Origin of the sequence: Pseudoxanthomonas spadix BD-a59, assembly GCF_000233915.3 — a bacterium.
Lineage (GTDB): Bacteria > Pseudomonadota > Gammaproteobacteria > Xanthomonadales > Xanthomonadaceae > Pseudoxanthomonas_A > Pseudoxanthomonas_A spadix.
The window spans coordinates 2,966,625-2,982,270 of sequence record NC_016147.2 but is presented as its reverse complement, the minus strand read 5'-3'; the positions used below and the strand labels follow the sequence as shown (position 1 = coordinate 2,982,270).

18 protein-coding genes and 2 pseudogenes are annotated in these 15,646 nt (G+C 60.9%); 14 read left to right on the top strand and 6 right to left on the bottom strand.

Going from position 1 to position 15,646, the window contains the following annotated elements:
- The first annotated feature begins 360 nt into the window (after positions 1-360).
- The 4 genes from andAc to DSC_RS13445 all read left to right on the top strand — a co-directional run bounded on the left by andAc (position 361) and on the right by DSC_RS13445 (position 3,819).
- Positions 361-1,644 (top strand): anthranilate 1,2-dioxygenase large subunit AndAc, encoded by a 1,284-nt coding sequence (gene andAc, locus DSC_RS13460; RefSeq protein WP_043290711.1) that lies wholly within the window; start codon positions 361-363, stop codon positions 1,642-1,644.
- Positions 1,641-2,138 (top strand): anthranilate 1,2-dioxygenase small subunit AndAd, encoded by a 498-nt coding sequence (gene andAd / locus DSC_RS13455; protein WP_043290708.1) that lies wholly within the window; start codon positions 1,641-1,643, stop codon positions 2,136-2,138. The genes andAc and andAd overlap by 4 nt, the downstream gene beginning before the upstream one ends.
- Positions 2,138-2,458 carry an anthranilate 1,2-dioxygenase ferredoxin subunit AndAb gene (gene andAb, locus DSC_RS17595; protein WP_014161736.1) on the top strand — a complete coding sequence of 107 codons (321 nt, stop codon included), beginning with the start codon at positions 2,138-2,140 and terminating at the stop codon, positions 2,456-2,458. The genes andAd and andAb overlap by 1 nt, the downstream gene beginning before the upstream one ends.
- A 389-nt stretch (positions 2,459-2,847) precedes the next feature.
- Complete coding sequence (locus DSC_RS13445) at positions 2,848-3,819, top strand: AraC-like ligand-binding domain-containing protein (RefSeq protein WP_014161735.1); 972 nt, start codon at positions 2,848-2,850, stop codon at positions 3,817-3,819.
- 13 nt (positions 3,820-3,832) lie between these two features.
- Here DSC_RS13445 and DSC_RS13440 read toward each other — a convergent pair whose 3' ends face one another.
- Positions 3,833-4,561: a GntR family transcriptional regulator gene (locus DSC_RS13440; RefSeq protein ID WP_014161734.1), complete on the bottom strand. Its 729-nt coding sequence runs from the start codon at positions 4,559-4,561 to the stop codon at positions 3,833-3,835.
- A gap of 1,013 nt (positions 4,562-5,574) precedes the next feature.
- Here DSC_RS13440 and DSC_RS13435 point away from each other — a divergent pair.
- From DSC_RS13435 to DSC_RS16295, 9 genes are all read left to right on the top strand, one after another.
- Entirely contained in the window at positions 5,575-6,720 is a 1,146-nt protein-coding gene (locus DSC_RS13435) for a Rieske 2Fe-2S domain-containing protein (protein WP_014161733.1), read from the top strand.
- The gene (locus DSC_RS13430) at positions 6,720-6,989 is read left to right on the top strand and encodes a subunit of meta cleavage enzyme (RefSeq protein ID WP_014161732.1); all 270 of its coding nucleotides are present in this window, start codon (positions 6,720-6,722) and stop codon (positions 6,987-6,989) included. Before DSC_RS13435 ends, DSC_RS13430 begins: the two co-directional genes overlap by 1 nt.
- A 21-nt stretch (positions 6,990-7,010) precedes the next feature.
- Positions 7,011-7,817, top strand: a complete 807-nt coding sequence (locus DSC_RS13425; protein ID WP_014161731.1) for a DODA-type extradiol aromatic ring-opening family dioxygenase — start codon at positions 7,011-7,013, stop codon at positions 7,815-7,817.
- Positions 7,818-7,888: 71 nt separating this feature from the next.
- Positions 7,889-8,713 carry an alpha/beta fold hydrolase gene (locus DSC_RS13420; RefSeq protein ID WP_014161730.1) on the top strand — a complete coding sequence of 275 codons (825 nt, stop codon included), beginning with the start codon at positions 7,889-7,891 and terminating at the stop codon, positions 8,711-8,713.
- Complete coding sequence (locus tag DSC_RS16935) at positions 8,710-9,240, top strand: FAA hydrolase family protein (protein WP_158308245.1); 531 nt, start codon at positions 8,710-8,712, stop codon at positions 9,238-9,240. Before DSC_RS13420 ends, DSC_RS16935 begins: the two co-directional genes overlap by 4 nt.
- Positions 9,173-10,474, top strand: coding sequence for an FAD-dependent oxidoreductase (locus DSC_RS16305; protein ID WP_083833565.1), 1,302 nt, complete (start codon positions 9,173-9,175; stop codon positions 10,472-10,474). Before DSC_RS16935 ends, DSC_RS16305 begins: the two co-directional genes overlap by 68 nt.
- A complete protein-coding gene (locus tag DSC_RS13410; RefSeq protein ID WP_014161728.1) occupies positions 10,471-10,791 on the top strand; it encodes a 2Fe-2S iron-sulfur cluster-binding protein in 321 nt (106 codons plus the stop codon). The genes DSC_RS16305 and DSC_RS13410 overlap by 4 nt, the downstream gene beginning before the upstream one ends.
- Positions 10,788-11,717 carry a SphA family protein gene (locus tag DSC_RS16300; protein ID WP_083833564.1) on the top strand — a complete coding sequence of 310 codons (930 nt, stop codon included), beginning with the start codon at positions 10,788-10,790 and terminating at the stop codon, positions 11,715-11,717. The genes DSC_RS13410 and DSC_RS16300 overlap by 4 nt, the downstream gene beginning before the upstream one ends.
- Positions 11,718-11,796: 79 nt before the next feature.
- The gene (locus DSC_RS16295) at positions 11,797-12,276 is read left to right on the top strand and encodes a helix-turn-helix domain-containing protein (RefSeq protein WP_425476624.1); all 480 of its coding nucleotides are present in this window, start codon (positions 11,797-11,799) and stop codon (positions 12,274-12,276) included.
- On the opposite strand, the gene tnpC is transcribed toward DSC_RS16295, so the two are convergent.
- The 4 genes and pseudogenes from tnpC to tnpA form a co-directional block, all read right to left on the bottom strand.
- Positions 12,218-13,279 carry an IS66 family transposase gene (gene tnpC, locus DSC_RS13400; RefSeq protein ID WP_202944887.1) on the bottom strand — a complete coding sequence of 354 codons (1,062 nt, stop codon included), beginning with the start codon at positions 13,277-13,279 and terminating at the stop codon, positions 12,218-12,220. The genes DSC_RS16295 and tnpC overlap by 59 nt on opposite strands.
- Positions 13,280-13,332: 53 nt before the next feature.
- A pseudogene (locus DSC_RS17300) lies at positions 13,333-13,593 on the bottom strand (IS66 family transposase); the annotation flags it as partial.
- 222 nt (positions 13,594-13,815) lie between these two features.
- A complete protein-coding gene (tnpB, locus tag DSC_RS13395; protein ID WP_014161724.1) occupies positions 13,816-14,184 on the bottom strand; it encodes an IS66 family insertion sequence element accessory protein TnpB in 369 nt (122 codons plus the stop codon).
- Positions 14,151-14,456: an IS66 family insertion sequence element accessory protein TnpA gene (tnpA, locus tag DSC_RS16750; RefSeq protein ID WP_425476623.1), complete on the bottom strand. Its 306-nt coding sequence runs from the start codon at positions 14,454-14,456 to the stop codon at positions 14,151-14,153. The genes tnpB and tnpA overlap by 34 nt, the downstream gene beginning before the upstream one ends.
- Before the next feature lie 86 nt (positions 14,457-14,542).
- Between tnpA and DSC_RS13390 the strand changes: the two are divergent.
- Positions 14,543-15,019 (top strand): annotated as a pseudogene (locus tag DSC_RS13390) (IS630 family transposase); the annotation flags it as partial.
- On the opposite strand, the gene DSC_RS17010 reads toward DSC_RS13390, so the two are convergent.
- A complete protein-coding gene (locus DSC_RS17010) occupies positions 15,012-15,548 on the bottom strand; it encodes a hypothetical protein (protein ID WP_193384085.1) in 537 nt (178 codons plus the stop codon). The pseudogene DSC_RS13390 and the gene DSC_RS17010 sit on opposite strands and share 8 nt — an antisense overlap.
- Positions 15,549-15,646: the final 98 nt, after the last annotated feature.

Genomic DNA, 15,646 nt, shown 5'->3' with positions numbered 1-15,646 from the left:
CAGTACGCGCGCAAGTTCATCGGCTGGGCGATGGCCCCTGAACATGTCAGCCGAGCTGGTATGCACCGCCGCCCAGACGGTCAGGTAACGGCCGGTCGCGACTGCACATTCCGTCGGAAGCTGCCGAGTTCCGTACTCACACAACCCATGGAGGGGGCGGAAGCAGGCGCAGCATATTTTCGCCTAATGGCGTTGGCAGCGCGTTCCGGGACGGCACGCTTGAGTCTGCAGATGCCATCAACGGTGGCGACCACATTTCCCGCGCAATCCGGATAGAGCCGGTGCGCGCTGCGTAAAGTGGATAGTGGAGTGATCACGGCAGACGTAATCATTCAAGCAGCATAGTGCAGAGGCCAAGCCATGAACGAGAATTCGATGATCGCCACACCGCTAGCGGTCTTTCCGCACACCGACGGGTCACGCGTGCCCTACAAGGTGTTCAGCAGCCAAGAGATCTATGATAGAGAGCAGGAGCAAATTTACCGCGGCACGACTTGGAGCTTTTTAGGGCTCGAAGCCGAGATCCCCAACCCAGGTGACTACAAGAGTACGTTCGTCGGCGACACGCCAGTGGTGATGACCCGGGCCGATGACGGCACACTGCACGCTTGGGTCAATCGCTGTGCCCACCGAGGAGCCGTGATATGTCGGGCACCACGTGGTAACGCGTTGTCGCATAGCTGCGTCTACCACCAGTGGAATTTCGGAGCGAAGGGCAACCTGCAGGGCGTGCCGTTCCGGCGCGGCCAGAAGGGCCAGACTGGCATGCCCCGGGACTTCGACCCGGCCAAGCACAACCTGCAGACCTTGCGTTGCGATAGCTACGCGGGCTTGGTGTTCGCCTCGTTCAGCGACGATGCGCCGCCCCTTTCCGACTACATCGGGCCGCAGATGCGGCCTTTCGTGGATCGCATCTTCAACCGGCCTATCGAATACTTAGGTTGCACCCGGCAATACTCCGACAGCAACTGGAAGCTGTATATGGAGAACGTGAAGGACCCCTATCACGCCAGCCTGCTGCACCTTTTCCACACCACGTTCAACATCTTCCGCGTCGGCATGAAGGCGACCTGCCGGCCAGACGAGGCGCAGGGGTTGCACAGCATCATACTTGCGGTGAAGAACGAAGAGGACACGACCTCCGCCGACTACGCCGCACAGAACATCCGCTCCTACGACGAGGGTTTCAAACTCGAAGACGACAGCATCCTGGCGATGGTACCCGAGTTCGCGGAGCTCTCGACCAACCATATCCAGGCGATCTTTCCGCAGCTGGTGATCCAGCAGATCCACAACACGCTGGTGGCCCGACAGCTCCTGCCGAAGGGGCCGAACCATTTCGAGCTTATTTTTCATTTCTTCGGATATGCAGACGACACACCTGAGATGCGCAAGCTACGCATTAAGCAGGCCAACTTGGTCGGCCCGGCCGGATATATCTCCATGGAAGATACCGAAGCCACGGAGCTGGTACAGCGCGGCACAATACGGGATGGCGATAAGACGTCGTTTATCGAGATGTCCCGCGATGCACCAGAGCAGCAGGACACGCTGATTACTGAAAGCCTCATTCGACGCTTTTGGGTGGGCTACCAGGGCCTCATGGACTTCGACGACATGCAGTTGGAGGCGGCCCGCCCATGAATGCTTTCGCAAATGCTAGGGTAGACCGGCTGCTGATGCGCCTGGAGCTCCAGGAGGTATTCGACCAGTATGCCGACGTGCTCGATAACGACCGGCTGGAGGAGTGGCCCAGCCTGTTCACCGAGGACTGCCTCTACGAGATCATCCCGAAGGAGAACGAGGATGCGGGTCTGCCGGCGCCGGTGATCCACTGCGACAATGCGCGCATGCTGCGCGACCGGGTGATCTCTTTGCGAGAGGCGAACATCTACGAGAAACCGGTTTATCGGCATTTCACATCTGGCCTGCAATGGAAGGCGATCGACGCCGACACGGTCGAAGCGAGCAGCAGCTACATGGTGCTGAACACTGGGCAGGACGGCGCCACGGAAATCTATCAGGCTGGTCGCTACCAGGACCGACTGGTGAGGACCGACGCTGGCTGGCGTTTCCAGCAACGTCGTGTGATTTACGACACGCTCCGGGTGCATACGTTGCTGGCGGTACCGATCTGATGCCGCGCGAACCGGACTGGTATGACGTCGGGGCTGCTGACGCCCTCCAGGACGATGGGGTGGTCGCCGGCGTCGCGGGTGGAATACAGGTTGCGGTGTTCCGTGTGGGCAACAGCCTCCATGCGCTCCATGACCTGTGTTCACACGGGCAGGCGAGGCTCTCGGACGGTTTCGTCGAAAATGGCTGCGTCGAATGCCCGCTGCACCAAGGGCTGGTGGAGATCGCGACTGGGTTGCCAAGGTCGTCGCCGATCGTTAATCCCGTACAGACTTACCGAGTTCGGGTCGTAGGCGGCCGGATTGAGGTCTCGGTCCGTTGATTTTAGTGGGCCTTTGCGGAATCGTGTGGGCGCTTTCGGCGAGTCGAAGTGGTCTTTAGTCTTGGAAGCAAGCACTTTTCGGCCATTTGCGTCGCGCGTGCTTGCTGGCCAGTTGTGCGCGCGCAGCCGTTTTGAGCGTCCATAGATCCAGGGCGATTCAGAATCTGCGCAACGTTGCCTGGCCCCGCTTGCTGGGCTCTGACTGATGGCGTTATCCAGTCGGTCCGCGGCGTCGAGGTCAATGGAGGCCCCGAGCTAGGCGAGTGGCGGAGCACAGGGAAAAGCACCGGATGCAGCGCGATGGCCCGCCATAGAGAGTTCCGTGAATGTTTCTTGACATTACAAGCCCATGATGATCGGATACGAACATACGTTGCTGGATACGTTGCGTGCGCGAGGTTCTTAAGCTCAACCCGACCCCCGTTCTTCGGACCCACCGATTGTTCGATTCGGCGGACGTGGATGAAACGCGCGAGCGCATCTCCGGAATCATGCAACCTCACCGGCTCACGCCGGCATGGCAAGCGGGACCGTTCCGTGCCCATATGGACTTCGTCCGGCTGGATCGTATCGGTTTCGGCACGATTGGCTTCGGCGCGATGGAGGTTGAGACGCAGTCGCTTGCAGACTACCACCTGCTCATCTTCTGCCTTCGGGGTCGCGCGCAAGCGGTCTTGCCACGCGGCGAAGTCGCGATCGAGCAAACCCGCGGGGTCGCCCTAAACCCAGGCGACCGCTTGTTGGTCCGGTTCTCGGAAGATTCCGAGCAGTTTGTCGTGCGGATCGACCGTCGCCTCCTTCATCCGGGCAAGGGAGGATACCGGCTGCGATCGGCGATCGACGTCGGAAGACCGGAAATGGGTCCCTTTTTCCGCCAGGTGCAATCGCTTCTGGCTGACCCAGATATGGTGGCGCTGGCGCGCAGCGACCCTCGGCTGGCACTGGACTGCGAACGCTTCCTGGTCTCCCTGCTCACGCGGGGTCAGGGGGACGTGGCCAGCCGAGCCCCGTCACTCGCCCCAGGGGCCGTGCGCCTGGCAGAGTCTTACATTGAGGCACATCTGCACGAGTCCATTACGCTGGACGACATTGCCAAGTCGGTCGGCGTACCGGTGCGCACCTTGCAGGAAAGCTTTCGTCGTTTTCGCGGTAGCAGTCCGACTCAAGCGCTCCGCGAGTTTCGTCTCGACGCGGTTCGCAAGCGACTATTGTCCGGAGAGGGAGAGCGCGGGATTTCGATGGTGGCGATGGATTGCGGCTTCAATCATCTCGGTCGTTTTGCCGCCGCTTACCGTGCCAGGTTTCTGGAAAGGCCGTCCGAAACCGCGGCGTGTCGCCCCAAGAATTTTCGTCACCGGTAGCGCAGGCACCCGCTCACGGGGCGAAGAACTCATCTCCCATGGTGAGCACGAGGTTCGCGGTGCCGCGAACATGCGCCCGCATCGCGTCCTGCGCTCGATCGGCGTCGCCCTCAATTGCAGCATCTATGATCGCAAGGTGATCGACCATGGACTGCTCCGAGATCCGAGGCGAGAAGAAGCAAAAGAACGCTGCCCGAAATTGTGGAAACTGCAGTTGCGGCACCAGATGCTGCAGCACCTCGTTTCCTGAGAGCTCCAGAACGGCAGTGTGGAACTCCTTGTTGGCCGCCATGAAGGCTAGCGCGTCAGCTTTCAGGTCGAGGGCTGCCTCGATCGCCCGAATATGGCGAAGTCTGGCGATCGCCTGCGGACTGCCGGGCGCCTTCTCGGCCATCTCGCGTGCGGCCTGGCCTTCTAGCAGCTCTCGCACCGCGAACATCTGCCGCATTGCCTGGCGGCTCGTGCGCCGAACCCAGGCGCCACGGTTCGGCTCGATCTGGACCAGACCCTCGGCGACGAGCCTGTTCAACGCCTCCCGAATGGTGCTTCGGCTGACATTGAGGGCGCTGGTTAGCTCCGACTCGACCAAGCGGTGGCCTGGCGTCATCCGCCCCTCGAAGATGTCGGCGCGGATGCGATTGACCACATTGACGACGCTGCCGCGAGGGCGCCGAACGCGCTCGGAGCGGATGATGGCTTCGCCTTTATGCGGGTCTGATGCGGGGCAAGGTTGCTCAAGCATTGTGGTTCTTATGGCATTGCCTGTTGACATGGTCTGAGTCTTAATTGGCCCTGAGGATCAAGGCACCGGATGCGGGATTGTCTCAAAGCGCTTATTCTGCACTGGCCAAGATAATTGGGGAGTCCCTTGGTGGCAATTCCGTGGAGATCTAGGACATTTCTTCACTGTAGCCCATCATCATAGCCAGTCACGCGCGGCGAGTGCTGGTCCCCTTCCATCAGAGATCCTCGGGGTTGACGGGCTTGCCACCTCTCTTGCGAGCCTGACGCTGCATCGCGCTTACTTCCTGCCCTTGGATGCTTCCAGGATAAGCGTGTCGCCGCCTTCGAAGCTCTGTGCAAGGCATGGCGTTTGCCTTGAACCATAAAAAAAACCTGTGCCGCCATCCAAACCCCCCAGCTCCGCGTCAGGCGTACCGTTTTGTAACCTGCTGCGTATGGTCAGGGGCCCGCGTTGCCTGGACCATTTTCTTCTTGTGTTGCAGGCGCGCCAGCGGCGTTTCCGCCCGCGCGTTGAACGTGCTCCGGCAGGCCTTGCAGTCATGGCGTGGCGCGTCTGCAGCTGACCTTGGTGCAGGACGTCGCGGTCGCAAAAGTGGCATGCAACCAATGTTGCCCACGCGCCGCAGGCAACCCGTGCGAACTGGCGTTTGCCGGGCGTTGGTCGGCACTCGTCCTCATCGCCCCCAAATTTGTGTTGACTAACTTCTGTCCAGATGGTATCAACGCGTGAAGGAAAAATTTCATTCAAGATTGTCCGATAATTATGAATTTTCGGTAGGGGCTTAGGTTCAGGTTCACCATCCTCAAGCTCTGTTGACAGTCCTAACGGAATCTGGTATCAAGACACGAGAAATTTTCATTCAAGATTGTCCGATAATGTTGTTGATCGAGTGGGGCGCAACAACGCTGCTCGCCAGCGTGAAGCCCTGTTGACTACCTGCACGAAAGGCGTCACACCGCACGCAAGACCATGCCTTATTCACTATTGTCCGATAATTTGGAGTCTCTATCATGACAGCATTGGTTTCCCCCGAAGTGCTCAGCCAAGTCAAGGGCTGGGCTCGCTATGTCGAGGCAAAGCTGGGTTTCCGCAATCATTGGTATCCCATCCGCTTTGCCCATGAGGTCCTGGAGCAGACACCCGTCCCTATCAAGCTGCTGGGTGAAAAGATCTTGCTGAACCGGATCGACGGTAAGGTCTACGCGATCAAGGACCGGTGCTTGCACCGTGGAGTTGCCTTCTCGGACAAACTCGAATGTCTGACGAAAGATACCATAAGCTGCTGGTATCACGGCTGGACCTACCGTTGGGACACCGGCAAGCTGGTCGATATCCTCACCAATCCCCAGAGCATCCAGATCGGACGGCACAACGTTCGCTCCTATCCAGTGCAGGAGGTGAAGGGCATTGTGTTCGTCTACGTCGGTGATCGGGAACCGACCGATCTGTCTGAAGACGTCCCTCCGGGATTTCTTGATGCAGACCGGACGGTGTTCGGGTTGCACCGTGAGGTGGCATCCAACTGGCGTATTGCAGCGGAGAACGGGTTCGACGCAGGACACGTTTACATCCACAAGGATTCGATCCTGCTGAAGGGGAACGACATTGCCCTTCCGCTGGGCTTTGCGCCTGGCAGCTCCGCCCAGCTTACTCGGTCAGAGATCGAGCCGGGACGCCCCAAAGGTGTCTTCGACTTGATCGGCGAGCATTCGGTGCCAGTGTTCGAAGGAACGATCGAGGGTGAGGTGAAGATTCGCGGCAACATGGGCAGCAAGCGAGTCGCCGAAAACATCTCGATGTGGCTTCCGTGCGTGCTACGGGTCGAGCCCTTCCCCAATCCGGGACTCACGCAATACGAGTGGTACGTGCCGATTGACGAGGACAATCACTTGTATTTCCAGACCATCGGAAAACTGTGTCCGACCGAGGCTGAGACGGACGAGTTCAAGCAAGAGTTCGACGAAAAGTGGGTGTCGATGGCGCTGCACGGCTTCAACGACGACGACGTCATGGCCCGCCTTTCGACCCAGCGGTTCTACCAGGATGACCGTGGCTGGATCAATGAGATTCTCTATGAGCCGGATAAGTCGATCATTGAGTGGCGCCGTCTGGCATCCGAGCACAACCGGGGCATCCAGTCGCGCGAGCACCTCTGATGGACTGCTACGCCGTGAATCGGTTGGTTCAGGAGTTGTTCAGCACGCCAGGCAACCTGGCCCTGCTGCAGGAAGACCGGTCGGCCCTGTATGACCGCTACGGTCTCGATGCGAAGCAGCGGGCGGCCCTCGACGCCGGCGACAGGAATGCGCTGGCCGGGGCAGGGGTGCATCCGATCCTGCAGATGCACTACGCGATGGCGGTAAATCCCGAGATGACGAAGATGATCAGCGTACGTAGGTTCTTGGAAGATGATCAGCGTGCGTAGGTTTCTGAAGGAGAAGGCGTAATGGCCAACATAGTTGGTGTGTTCGTTACCTCGCACGTCCTATTCGGTGATAAGTCGTCGGACCCGCAGGCGGGCCGCGTGTTCGCCGGACTTCAGGAATTGGGCCGGAAGGCGCAGGAGTGCAAGCCAGATCTGATCGTGGCGATTAGCAGCGATCACATGTTCAACATTAACTTGCGCCTGCAACCGCCCTTTACCGTGGGCCTGTCGGATAGCTTCACCCCGTTCGGCGACATGGACATCCCGCAGACTCCGCGGCCCGGCCATCGTGCTCTTGCCATGCAATTCTGTCGCGATGCCGCCGCAGCCGGGTTCGACCTGACTCAGGCTGAGGAGTATCGGCCGGATCATGGCATAGCCATCCCGCTCATGTTCCTGGACCCTTCCAGCTCGATCCCGATCCTGCCGCTACTGGTGAACATCAACATGGATCCGGCGCCAACGCCGGGCCGATGTCTCGCGCTTGCCCAAGTCTTGCGCAGGACGCTGTCTGCTTTACCAGGCGATCAGCGGATCGTGGTCATTGGCACCGGGGGATTGTCACACTGGATCAATATCCCGGGCCACGGCAAGGTGAACAGCGTGTTTGACCAGGCCGTGATGGATGCCTTGGCCAATGGCGCGCCTGAGCTGTTGGCGGACCTATCTGTCGAAGAGATTTTGCGTGATGGCGGGAATGGTGGGCTCGAAATCGTCAACTGGATGATGGCAGCGTCCATGCTGCCCGGCGCAAAGGCGGTACCGGTCTACTACGAGGCCATGCCGCAATGGATGACGGGAATGGCCGGCATGGCAATCGCTGCCTAGCCCGTTCGTTACCACTATTGACAACACCTACGCGCCGGAGGCCCCTCCGGCGTATATCAGGAGATTTGCGTGTGATTAATCTAGACGTACATGGCCACAACATCATGGTGGATGGCGTGTCGACTTTTTTCATCGACGTCGGTGCTGGCAAGCCCATCGTGCTGATCCACGGTGGCGGCGCTGGCGCGGATAGCTGGGGCAACTGGAAGGACGTCATTCCGGCACTGGGTGACGGTTTCAGGGTGATCGCCGTTGACATGCTTGGCTTCGGTCACACGGGCAAGCCCAATGGCGATTTCGTCTACTCTCAACAGGCCCGCATCCGGCACATGGCCGCGTTCCTGAAAGCCCTGGACCTGGACGCGCCGCTTGTCGTCGGCAACTCCATGGGCGGCGCCACCGCCTTGGGTATCGCGGTCGAGCATCCGGAATTGATTGGAAAGCTCATACTCATGGGCAGTGCCGGGCTCAACACGCAGGTGCACGAGGACCTCAAGCCCGTCATCCATTACGATTTCACGCGCGATGGAATGGTCCGCCTGGTCCGCGCCCTGACGACAGACGCGTTCGTCATTGATGATGCGCTCATCGACTATCGCTTCTCCCTGGCAACCGACCCAGATACGCGCCGGGCTTACGCGGCAGCCATGGCATGGATCCGTGAACAGAATGGCCTCTTTTACCCCGAGGCCTATATTCGACAGAACCGTGTACCAACTTTGGTCGTCAACGGTAAGAACGATAAAGTTGTTCCAGTTTCAAATGCCTACAAATTCCTGGATTTAATCGAGCAATCATCCGGCTATATCATGCCCTATTGCGGTCACTGGGCGATGATCGAGCATCCCGTTGCGTTTGCGCGCATCACCCGTGACTTCGCATTGACGGCCGCATGACTGCCGCTGTTACCGTGCCGCTGACCGGTGCGCCTGCGTCATGGGCTGCGTATCCACTCATCGCCCAACGACCCGCCAGTATCAGCGATCCCGTGGGGGTTGCCTGCAAGGTTCAGCTGGAAACCCTTCGCGCGCCATTGGCCGAAGATCGCCTATTGGTCGCTCGTAAGAGCGGCCTCAGTTCGGCTTCCATCCAGTACCAGCTTAATCTCGACCGTTCCATCAAGCAGCGGCACGAGACCATGGCCGATGTATCTCAACCACGATCCTCGCGCTGTCGGTCATTGCGATTTGCGGCAGCCAGTTGGCGGGTTGGCTTTTTGGACAGCAGCACGGCCGATGCGTCAGTTGGTACCTTCGTGCGCGGAGGTTTACCGCGGCGCCCGAATAGTTTTCAGGAGCGCGCCTTACGGACGTGCATGAGTCGTAACGGCGAGCTTGTATCCGAGGAGGGCGGCGATGGCTTTGAGTCTGATATCCCCAAACCTGAGAATGTCGCATTCACGATGGGCTGCGCACATGCGTGAGGGGCTGGATCGTTCAGTGGGCGTAATTGGCGCTGGACATGCGGCGGGCGCGTTTGTCATCGGCCTTCGTGAGGCCGGATGGCGCGGCCCCATTACTGTGTTCGGTAACGAGACCGCGTTACCTTACCAACGGCCACCGCTGTCCAAACGTTGGCCGGCGCCGGCCTGTGACGAGCTTGAGCTACGTCCCGCCCCTGCCTACTCAACCGCAGGGATCAATCTCCGGCTCGGGTCAGCAGTGACAGCGATGGACCCCGTTGCCCGCACGGTCAGCACGGACGATGGAACCTGCCAAGGGTTCGACGTGCTTGTGATGGCTACCGGTGCACGGCCTCGTGTGCTTGATATCCCCGGGTCTACTCTGGACGGCGTCGGCGCGCTACGCACATTAGCCGACGCTGTCGCACTTGGTGCCGCAAGTCCGCCTGGCGCCCGCCTCGTGATCCTCGGCGGCGGGACGATCGGCCTCGAAGTCGCCGCCTCCCTCCGCGCCGCAGGCGTGACGGTGACTGTTGTCGAGCGGGCGCACCGTTTGCTCGCCCGCACCGCGAGCGAAACCATGGCTGCCTGGTTGCGTACTCGGCACGAGGCCCAGGGCGTGGTTTTTCATCTCGGGCGCACCGCAGTCGAGATCGAAGGAAAGGATCGCAAGGTGTCAGCGGTCCTGCTCGATGACGGCACTCGGATCGCATGCGATGCCGTTCTGTCCTGTGTGGGCGTGGAGCCGGATACCGGGTTGGCTGTGCAGGCCGGACTACTCCACCACGGTCCTATCAAAGTTGATTCAGCCGCGCGGGTCTGTCCTGGTCTCTACGCGATCGGCGACTGCACGAGCAGGCCTGTCACCGGCCATGAGGGCAATGTTCGTCTCGAGAGTGTGCCAAGCGCCTTAGAGCAGGGGCGCCAGGTCATTGCGGATCTTTGCGGCAGCGCGCCACCACCTCTAGAAGTCCCTTGGTTCTGGTCCGATCAGTATGCTTACAAACTGCAGACTGCGGGCCTAGTGCCCCAGGGGGCGGCGCTCGTTGTCAGAACACGTCCGGGATCCGACCGAATCACAGTCGCGCATCTCACGCCTTCAGGGCATCTGCTCGCTGTCGAAGCGGTCGGTGCGCCGGGCGATTTTCTAGCGGCCCGGCAGGTTATGGGCCGCGCTGGAATTCTCGATCCAGATCTGCTGAGCGATCCCGCGATACCGTTTCGCGCCGCTTGCGTCGGGATGGTGGCGCGATGATCGCCGTGACCTTTCTGAGCGAGGACGGCACTTCGCAGGTCCGGAGTGCAGCGCTTGGCACGACCCTCATGCGTATTGCTGTCCAGTCGGGAGTTCAGGGAATCTTGGCCGAATGCGGTGGGGCCTGCGCCTGCGCGACCTGCCACGTGATTGTGGACGCAAGTTGGGTCGCCGCAGCCGGGCCGGCGAACGATCTGGAAAACGAGATGCTTGACTACGCAGTCAACCGTCAGCCCGGCTCTCGCCTTGCCTGTCAGATCGAGCTAACTGAAAGCATGAACGGGCTCATCGTGCGTATACCAAAAACTCAGAAATGAAAATCCACACTCAAGGAGCAAGGATAATGTCTAAATGCTGTCGCTGGAGTCGGATCATCGGATTCGGAGCGGTCATGCTTGGCCTCGGATCGCAATCGGCCGTCGCAACTGAGGCAGGGGGAGGGAATTATCCAAATGGGGCGGAGAGCTATCTTGTCACGCCCCCGCCACCGGGTATTTATACCGTCGTCTATGCCAATCATTACTCGGCAGACCGTTTCAATGACAGGAACGGGAAGAGTTCCATTCCCAACTTTAGTATCGAAGCAAACTCGATAGATCCCCGCGTCCTCGTCGTCAGCCCGGAGCTTTGGGGGGGGCAGAGGTTCGGGATGATGGTGTTGATTCCAGTTGTCAACCTGACGGTCCACACGCCCGCCTTGCGGCAGGAGCGGACCGGTTTGGGCAACCTCGATCTCACGCTGTTCGCGACATCCGACCCGCTTCCAAATTTTCATTTGGCCTATGGCATCGACATTTTCTTCAACACAGGGAAGTATGACCCGCGCGCGGTCGCCAACCCAAGTCCTGGCTTCGGCACTTATGAACTGGTCTTCGCAGCTTCCTATTCAAAACCGAATGGTCCGCAGTTGGATTTGAAGCTTATGTACGACTTCAACGAGAAGAACGACGACACGAACTATAAGTCCGGACAAGTGTTTCACGCCGACTACGCTGCTGGTTGGAACGCTGGACCATTGACGGCCGGCATCGGAGGGTACGTGTTGCGGCAAACGACAGATGACCGAGTTGGCGGCATGCGCGTCGGTTCGGACGGCTTTCGAGGTCGTGTTTTCGCCGTAGGTCCAGAGCTCAAGTATAACTTCGATCCCATCCAAGTGTGGTTCCAATACCAGCGAGAATTTTCAGCGCGTAATCGGCCGCAGGGTGACAATTTCTGGCTTAAGACAGTCATTCGTTTCTAAGAGAGTGCTTTGAAATAAAAGTGGATTTATTAGTAAAGCCTTATACTTCGCAAGCAGGCTAATGGAATGAAAAAAATCCATTGACCTGCGCAGCTTCAGTCATCAGGCGCTGGAGCAGATTCGGATGTCGGCAGTCACGCGCATTGACGCTGGTGAAAGCCCTGAGGCCGTGGCCCAGGGGATTGGCATCAGTTGGCGGCAGATTTATCGGTGGCTTCTGGCGTATCACTACGGTGGCCTGGACGCACTGAAGGCCAAGCCGATCGCCGGTGCACCTCCAAAGCTCGGACCCAAGCAGGTGGCCAAGCTGCTGCGCATGATCCAAAGCAAGTCTCCGCTGCAGTGCCAGTTCGAGTTTGCGGTGTGGACCTTGTCGATGATCCGGGAGTTGATCCGCCGTGAGTTCGCGGTCTCGCTGAGCGAAGTCTCGGTGGGCCGACTGATGAAGCGTAAGCGTCCGCTGATCACACCTTCCCCTCAGCGATTCACTCCGGCAGTTCTCAGCCGGCCGGTTGCCAGCTATGCGGTAGCAGGGTGGCGATGTCGCTGTTCCTGGTGACGGGAAGTCGCTCGAGCACGTCGCTCAGCCACGCATGCGGGTCGTGGCCGTTTGCCTTGGCGGTCGCCAGCAGGCTCATGATCGCGCAGGCGCGCCGGCCGGCCGGCCCGGAGCCGGCGAACAGCCAGTTCTTGCGACCCAATGCGATCGGACGGATGGCATTTTCGATCGGGTTGTTGTCGATCGGATAGCGGCCGTCGTCCAAGTAACACACCAGTGCCGGCCAGCGTTTGAGGGTGTAGGCGATGGCGCGGTCGGTGCCGCTGCTGCCCAGCACCTTGGGGTGCAACTCACGCAGCCATTCGTGCAGGGCCGCCACGATCGGCGCCGCGTGCTGCTGCCGGTAGGCGTGACGCGTGTGCGGATCGGCGCCCCGCACCTCGTGTTCAATGCGATAGAGCGCCGCGATGCGGTGTAGCGCTTCGGGGGCAATCGCGCTGCCGCTGGCTTTTTCCAGATCGACGAACTTGCGGCGCGCATGCGCCCAGCAGCCCAGTTCGGTAACGCCGTCGGCGAACAGCGCCTTGTAGCCGGCGAAGTCGTCGACCATCAGCGCCCCGCGCCATTCACCCAAGAACCGCTGTGCATGCACACCGCTGCGGCTGGCGCAGTAGTCGAACACGATCAGCGGTCGCTCGCTGTCGCTGCGGTAGGCGAACAAGTAGGCGCGCCGGGTCTGGCCTCGGCCGGGCTCCAGCTGCGCGACCGGGGTTTCGTCGGCGTGCAGCACCGGACACGACAGCAGCGCCTGGCGGGTGGCATCCACCAGCGGCTGCAGGGCGACACCGACCGCGCCGATCCACTCGGCCAGGGTCGAGCGCGACAACGGCACGCCGCTGCGTGCGTAGATCGCTTCCTGCCGGTACAGCGGCAGATGATCGACGTACTTGGCGACCGCCACCCCCGCCTTCGCGGGGGCAGGCTCTGCGCCAGCAGGCTCGGTGCGGCTTGGCTGCGATCCAGGATCGCCGGCGGCACCGGCGTGGCGACAACGCGCTCGCACGGACGGCAGGCATATTGCGCAAACACCTGGCGCTGCACGAAGAACTCGATCGGCTTGCAGGCCAGCCGCTCGCGCACGTGTTCGCCGATCTTCACCAGTGCGCCGCCGCAGCGTTCGCAACCCTGGCAGTCGGGCTCGTGCACGGTGGTCACGCGCGGCAGTTCCGGCGGCAGCGGGCGGCGCTTGGGCCGATTGCGCGGCGCTGCCGGTTCGGACATGTCGGTGGGCTGCCGCAGCGCTTCCAGCGCCGCTTCGGCCGCGGCCAGGTCGGCGTCCATGCTCTCGTCGAACAGGGCGCGCTGCTCCGGATTCATGCGTTCGGAGCGAGCCGCGAACTGCACGCGCCGAAGGCGTGCGATCTCGTGCGTCAATGCTTCGATGTGGATGTCGCGGTTGCGGATGGTTTCATCGCGCGTGGCCAGCGTCTGCTGGTGCTTGGCGATTTCGCCGATCTTTTCAACGACCAGTTCGCGCAGCACGTCCGCATCGGTGATGGTCGAAAGCTGCGCCAAATCCATGCCGCGAAGGCTATCGGATCAGAGCATCTTTGCAAGCGTTTTCGGCACGGAAAGTCGACGCCAGTCGACGCCTGCGCAGAGCCACTCGAACTGCTCGGCCGACAGCTCGCACAGTTCGTCGTCTTCGCGCGGCCAGACGAAGCTGCCCGACTGCAGGCGGCGCACGCACAGCCACACGCCGGTGGCATCGCCCAGCAGCAGCTTGATGCGCGTACCACTGCGATTGCGGAACACATAGGCCGATCCATCGAACGCATCGCGACCGAAAGCCGACTGCACCATCGTGAGCAGACGATCCATGCCGCAGCGCAGATCGACCGGCGCCACCGCCATGAACCAACGCGACGCGCGCATCAGCGCAGCGCCCGCAGAAGCGATGCGAGCCATGTCGGATCGACATCGGCGGGCAATGTGAGATCAACCTCTCCAAGGCGAAGGTGCAGCACGGAAGCGGCGGTCGCTGCGACCACGGCGACAGACCCGGCGCGGGCCTGCACGGGCACGAACGCCGGTGCGGGCTCCATGCGAGCGCGCCGCCGCCAATAGTCCAGCGTTGCTGGCGCCAGACAGTGCCGATCGCAATACTGCCGCCGAGTCAGACCGCTTGCATCGAAGCGCGCCACATGCCCCACCCAGAATCGCCGCCGTTCCATTTGCATCGCCACGTTCTTCGCTCCCGGTTGATCGGGCGCGAGCGTGGCGAGCTGGGACGCGTTCTGGTAGGTGTGATGGGCGGACGCTTACGATGAAGCGCCTGGGCTACTCGCCGCAGCGCCCGCTGTACCGAGCCTGGCAACAGGATCCGCTACTGGTTGCGCAGTGGCACGCCAAGCAGTACCCGAAGATCGTCGCCCGGGCCAAGCGCGAAGGCGCCCTGGTGTTCTTTGCCGATGAATCAGGCATCCGTTCGGACCATCATGCCGGAACCACCTGGGCACCGGTTGGACAGACCCCGGTGGTCAAGGCCACCGGGGCGCGCTTTGGTTTCAACATACTCTCGGCGGTCAACGCGCGCGGCCATTTCCGCTTCATGAGCGTCGAGGGCAGCGTCAATGGCCAGGTGTTCAAGCAATTCCTGCAGCGCCTGATTGCCGGCCAGACGCAGAAGATCTTCCTGATCGTCGGCGGCCACCCTTCGTACAAGGCCAGGCTAGTGAAGCTTTTTGTCGAAGAACACGCCGATCGCATCGAATTGTTCTTCCTGCCCCCCGTACTCAGCTGACCTCAACCCTGACGAGTTGGTCTGGAACCACGTCAAGGCACGCGTTGCCAAAGCCACCGTGCAGACCAAGGGCCACAATGAAGGCCGCCGTCAGTCGTGCCCTGCGCCGACTCCAGAAGCTCCCGCATATCGTTGCTGGATTCTTCCGCACGCCTACATGCGCCTGTGCCGCGGCATGAGGCTTACTAACGCTTGGCTTAGTATAGGACAGCGGCTGGTTGCCCAGCAGCACGTGGCTCACCACGTTGTCGTTGAAGCTGGCGATCTCGCCCCAGCCTTCGCGGACGTTGGAGCCCAGCAGCGACGGATGCCGCTCTCCGACGAACCTGGAATAGGCATCGTTGTAGATCATCACCCCTTCGCGGCCCCACAGGGTCACGATCGGCACCGGCGATTGCAGCATCAGGGCGACGGCGGTGCGCAACGCGTCCGGCCAGTCGTCGATCGGACCCAGGCTGGTCGATGCCCAGTCGTGTTGCGCGATCAGCCGTCCCAGCTGGCCGTCATCCATCAGGAATGAATGCTTCAACGTGGCACCCCTGCGCGGCCGCGACGGACCTTCCGCCATGGGCCCGGCGAAGGCCAGGCGGTCACATTGTGATGAACTCGGCTGTGAAATGGCAGTTG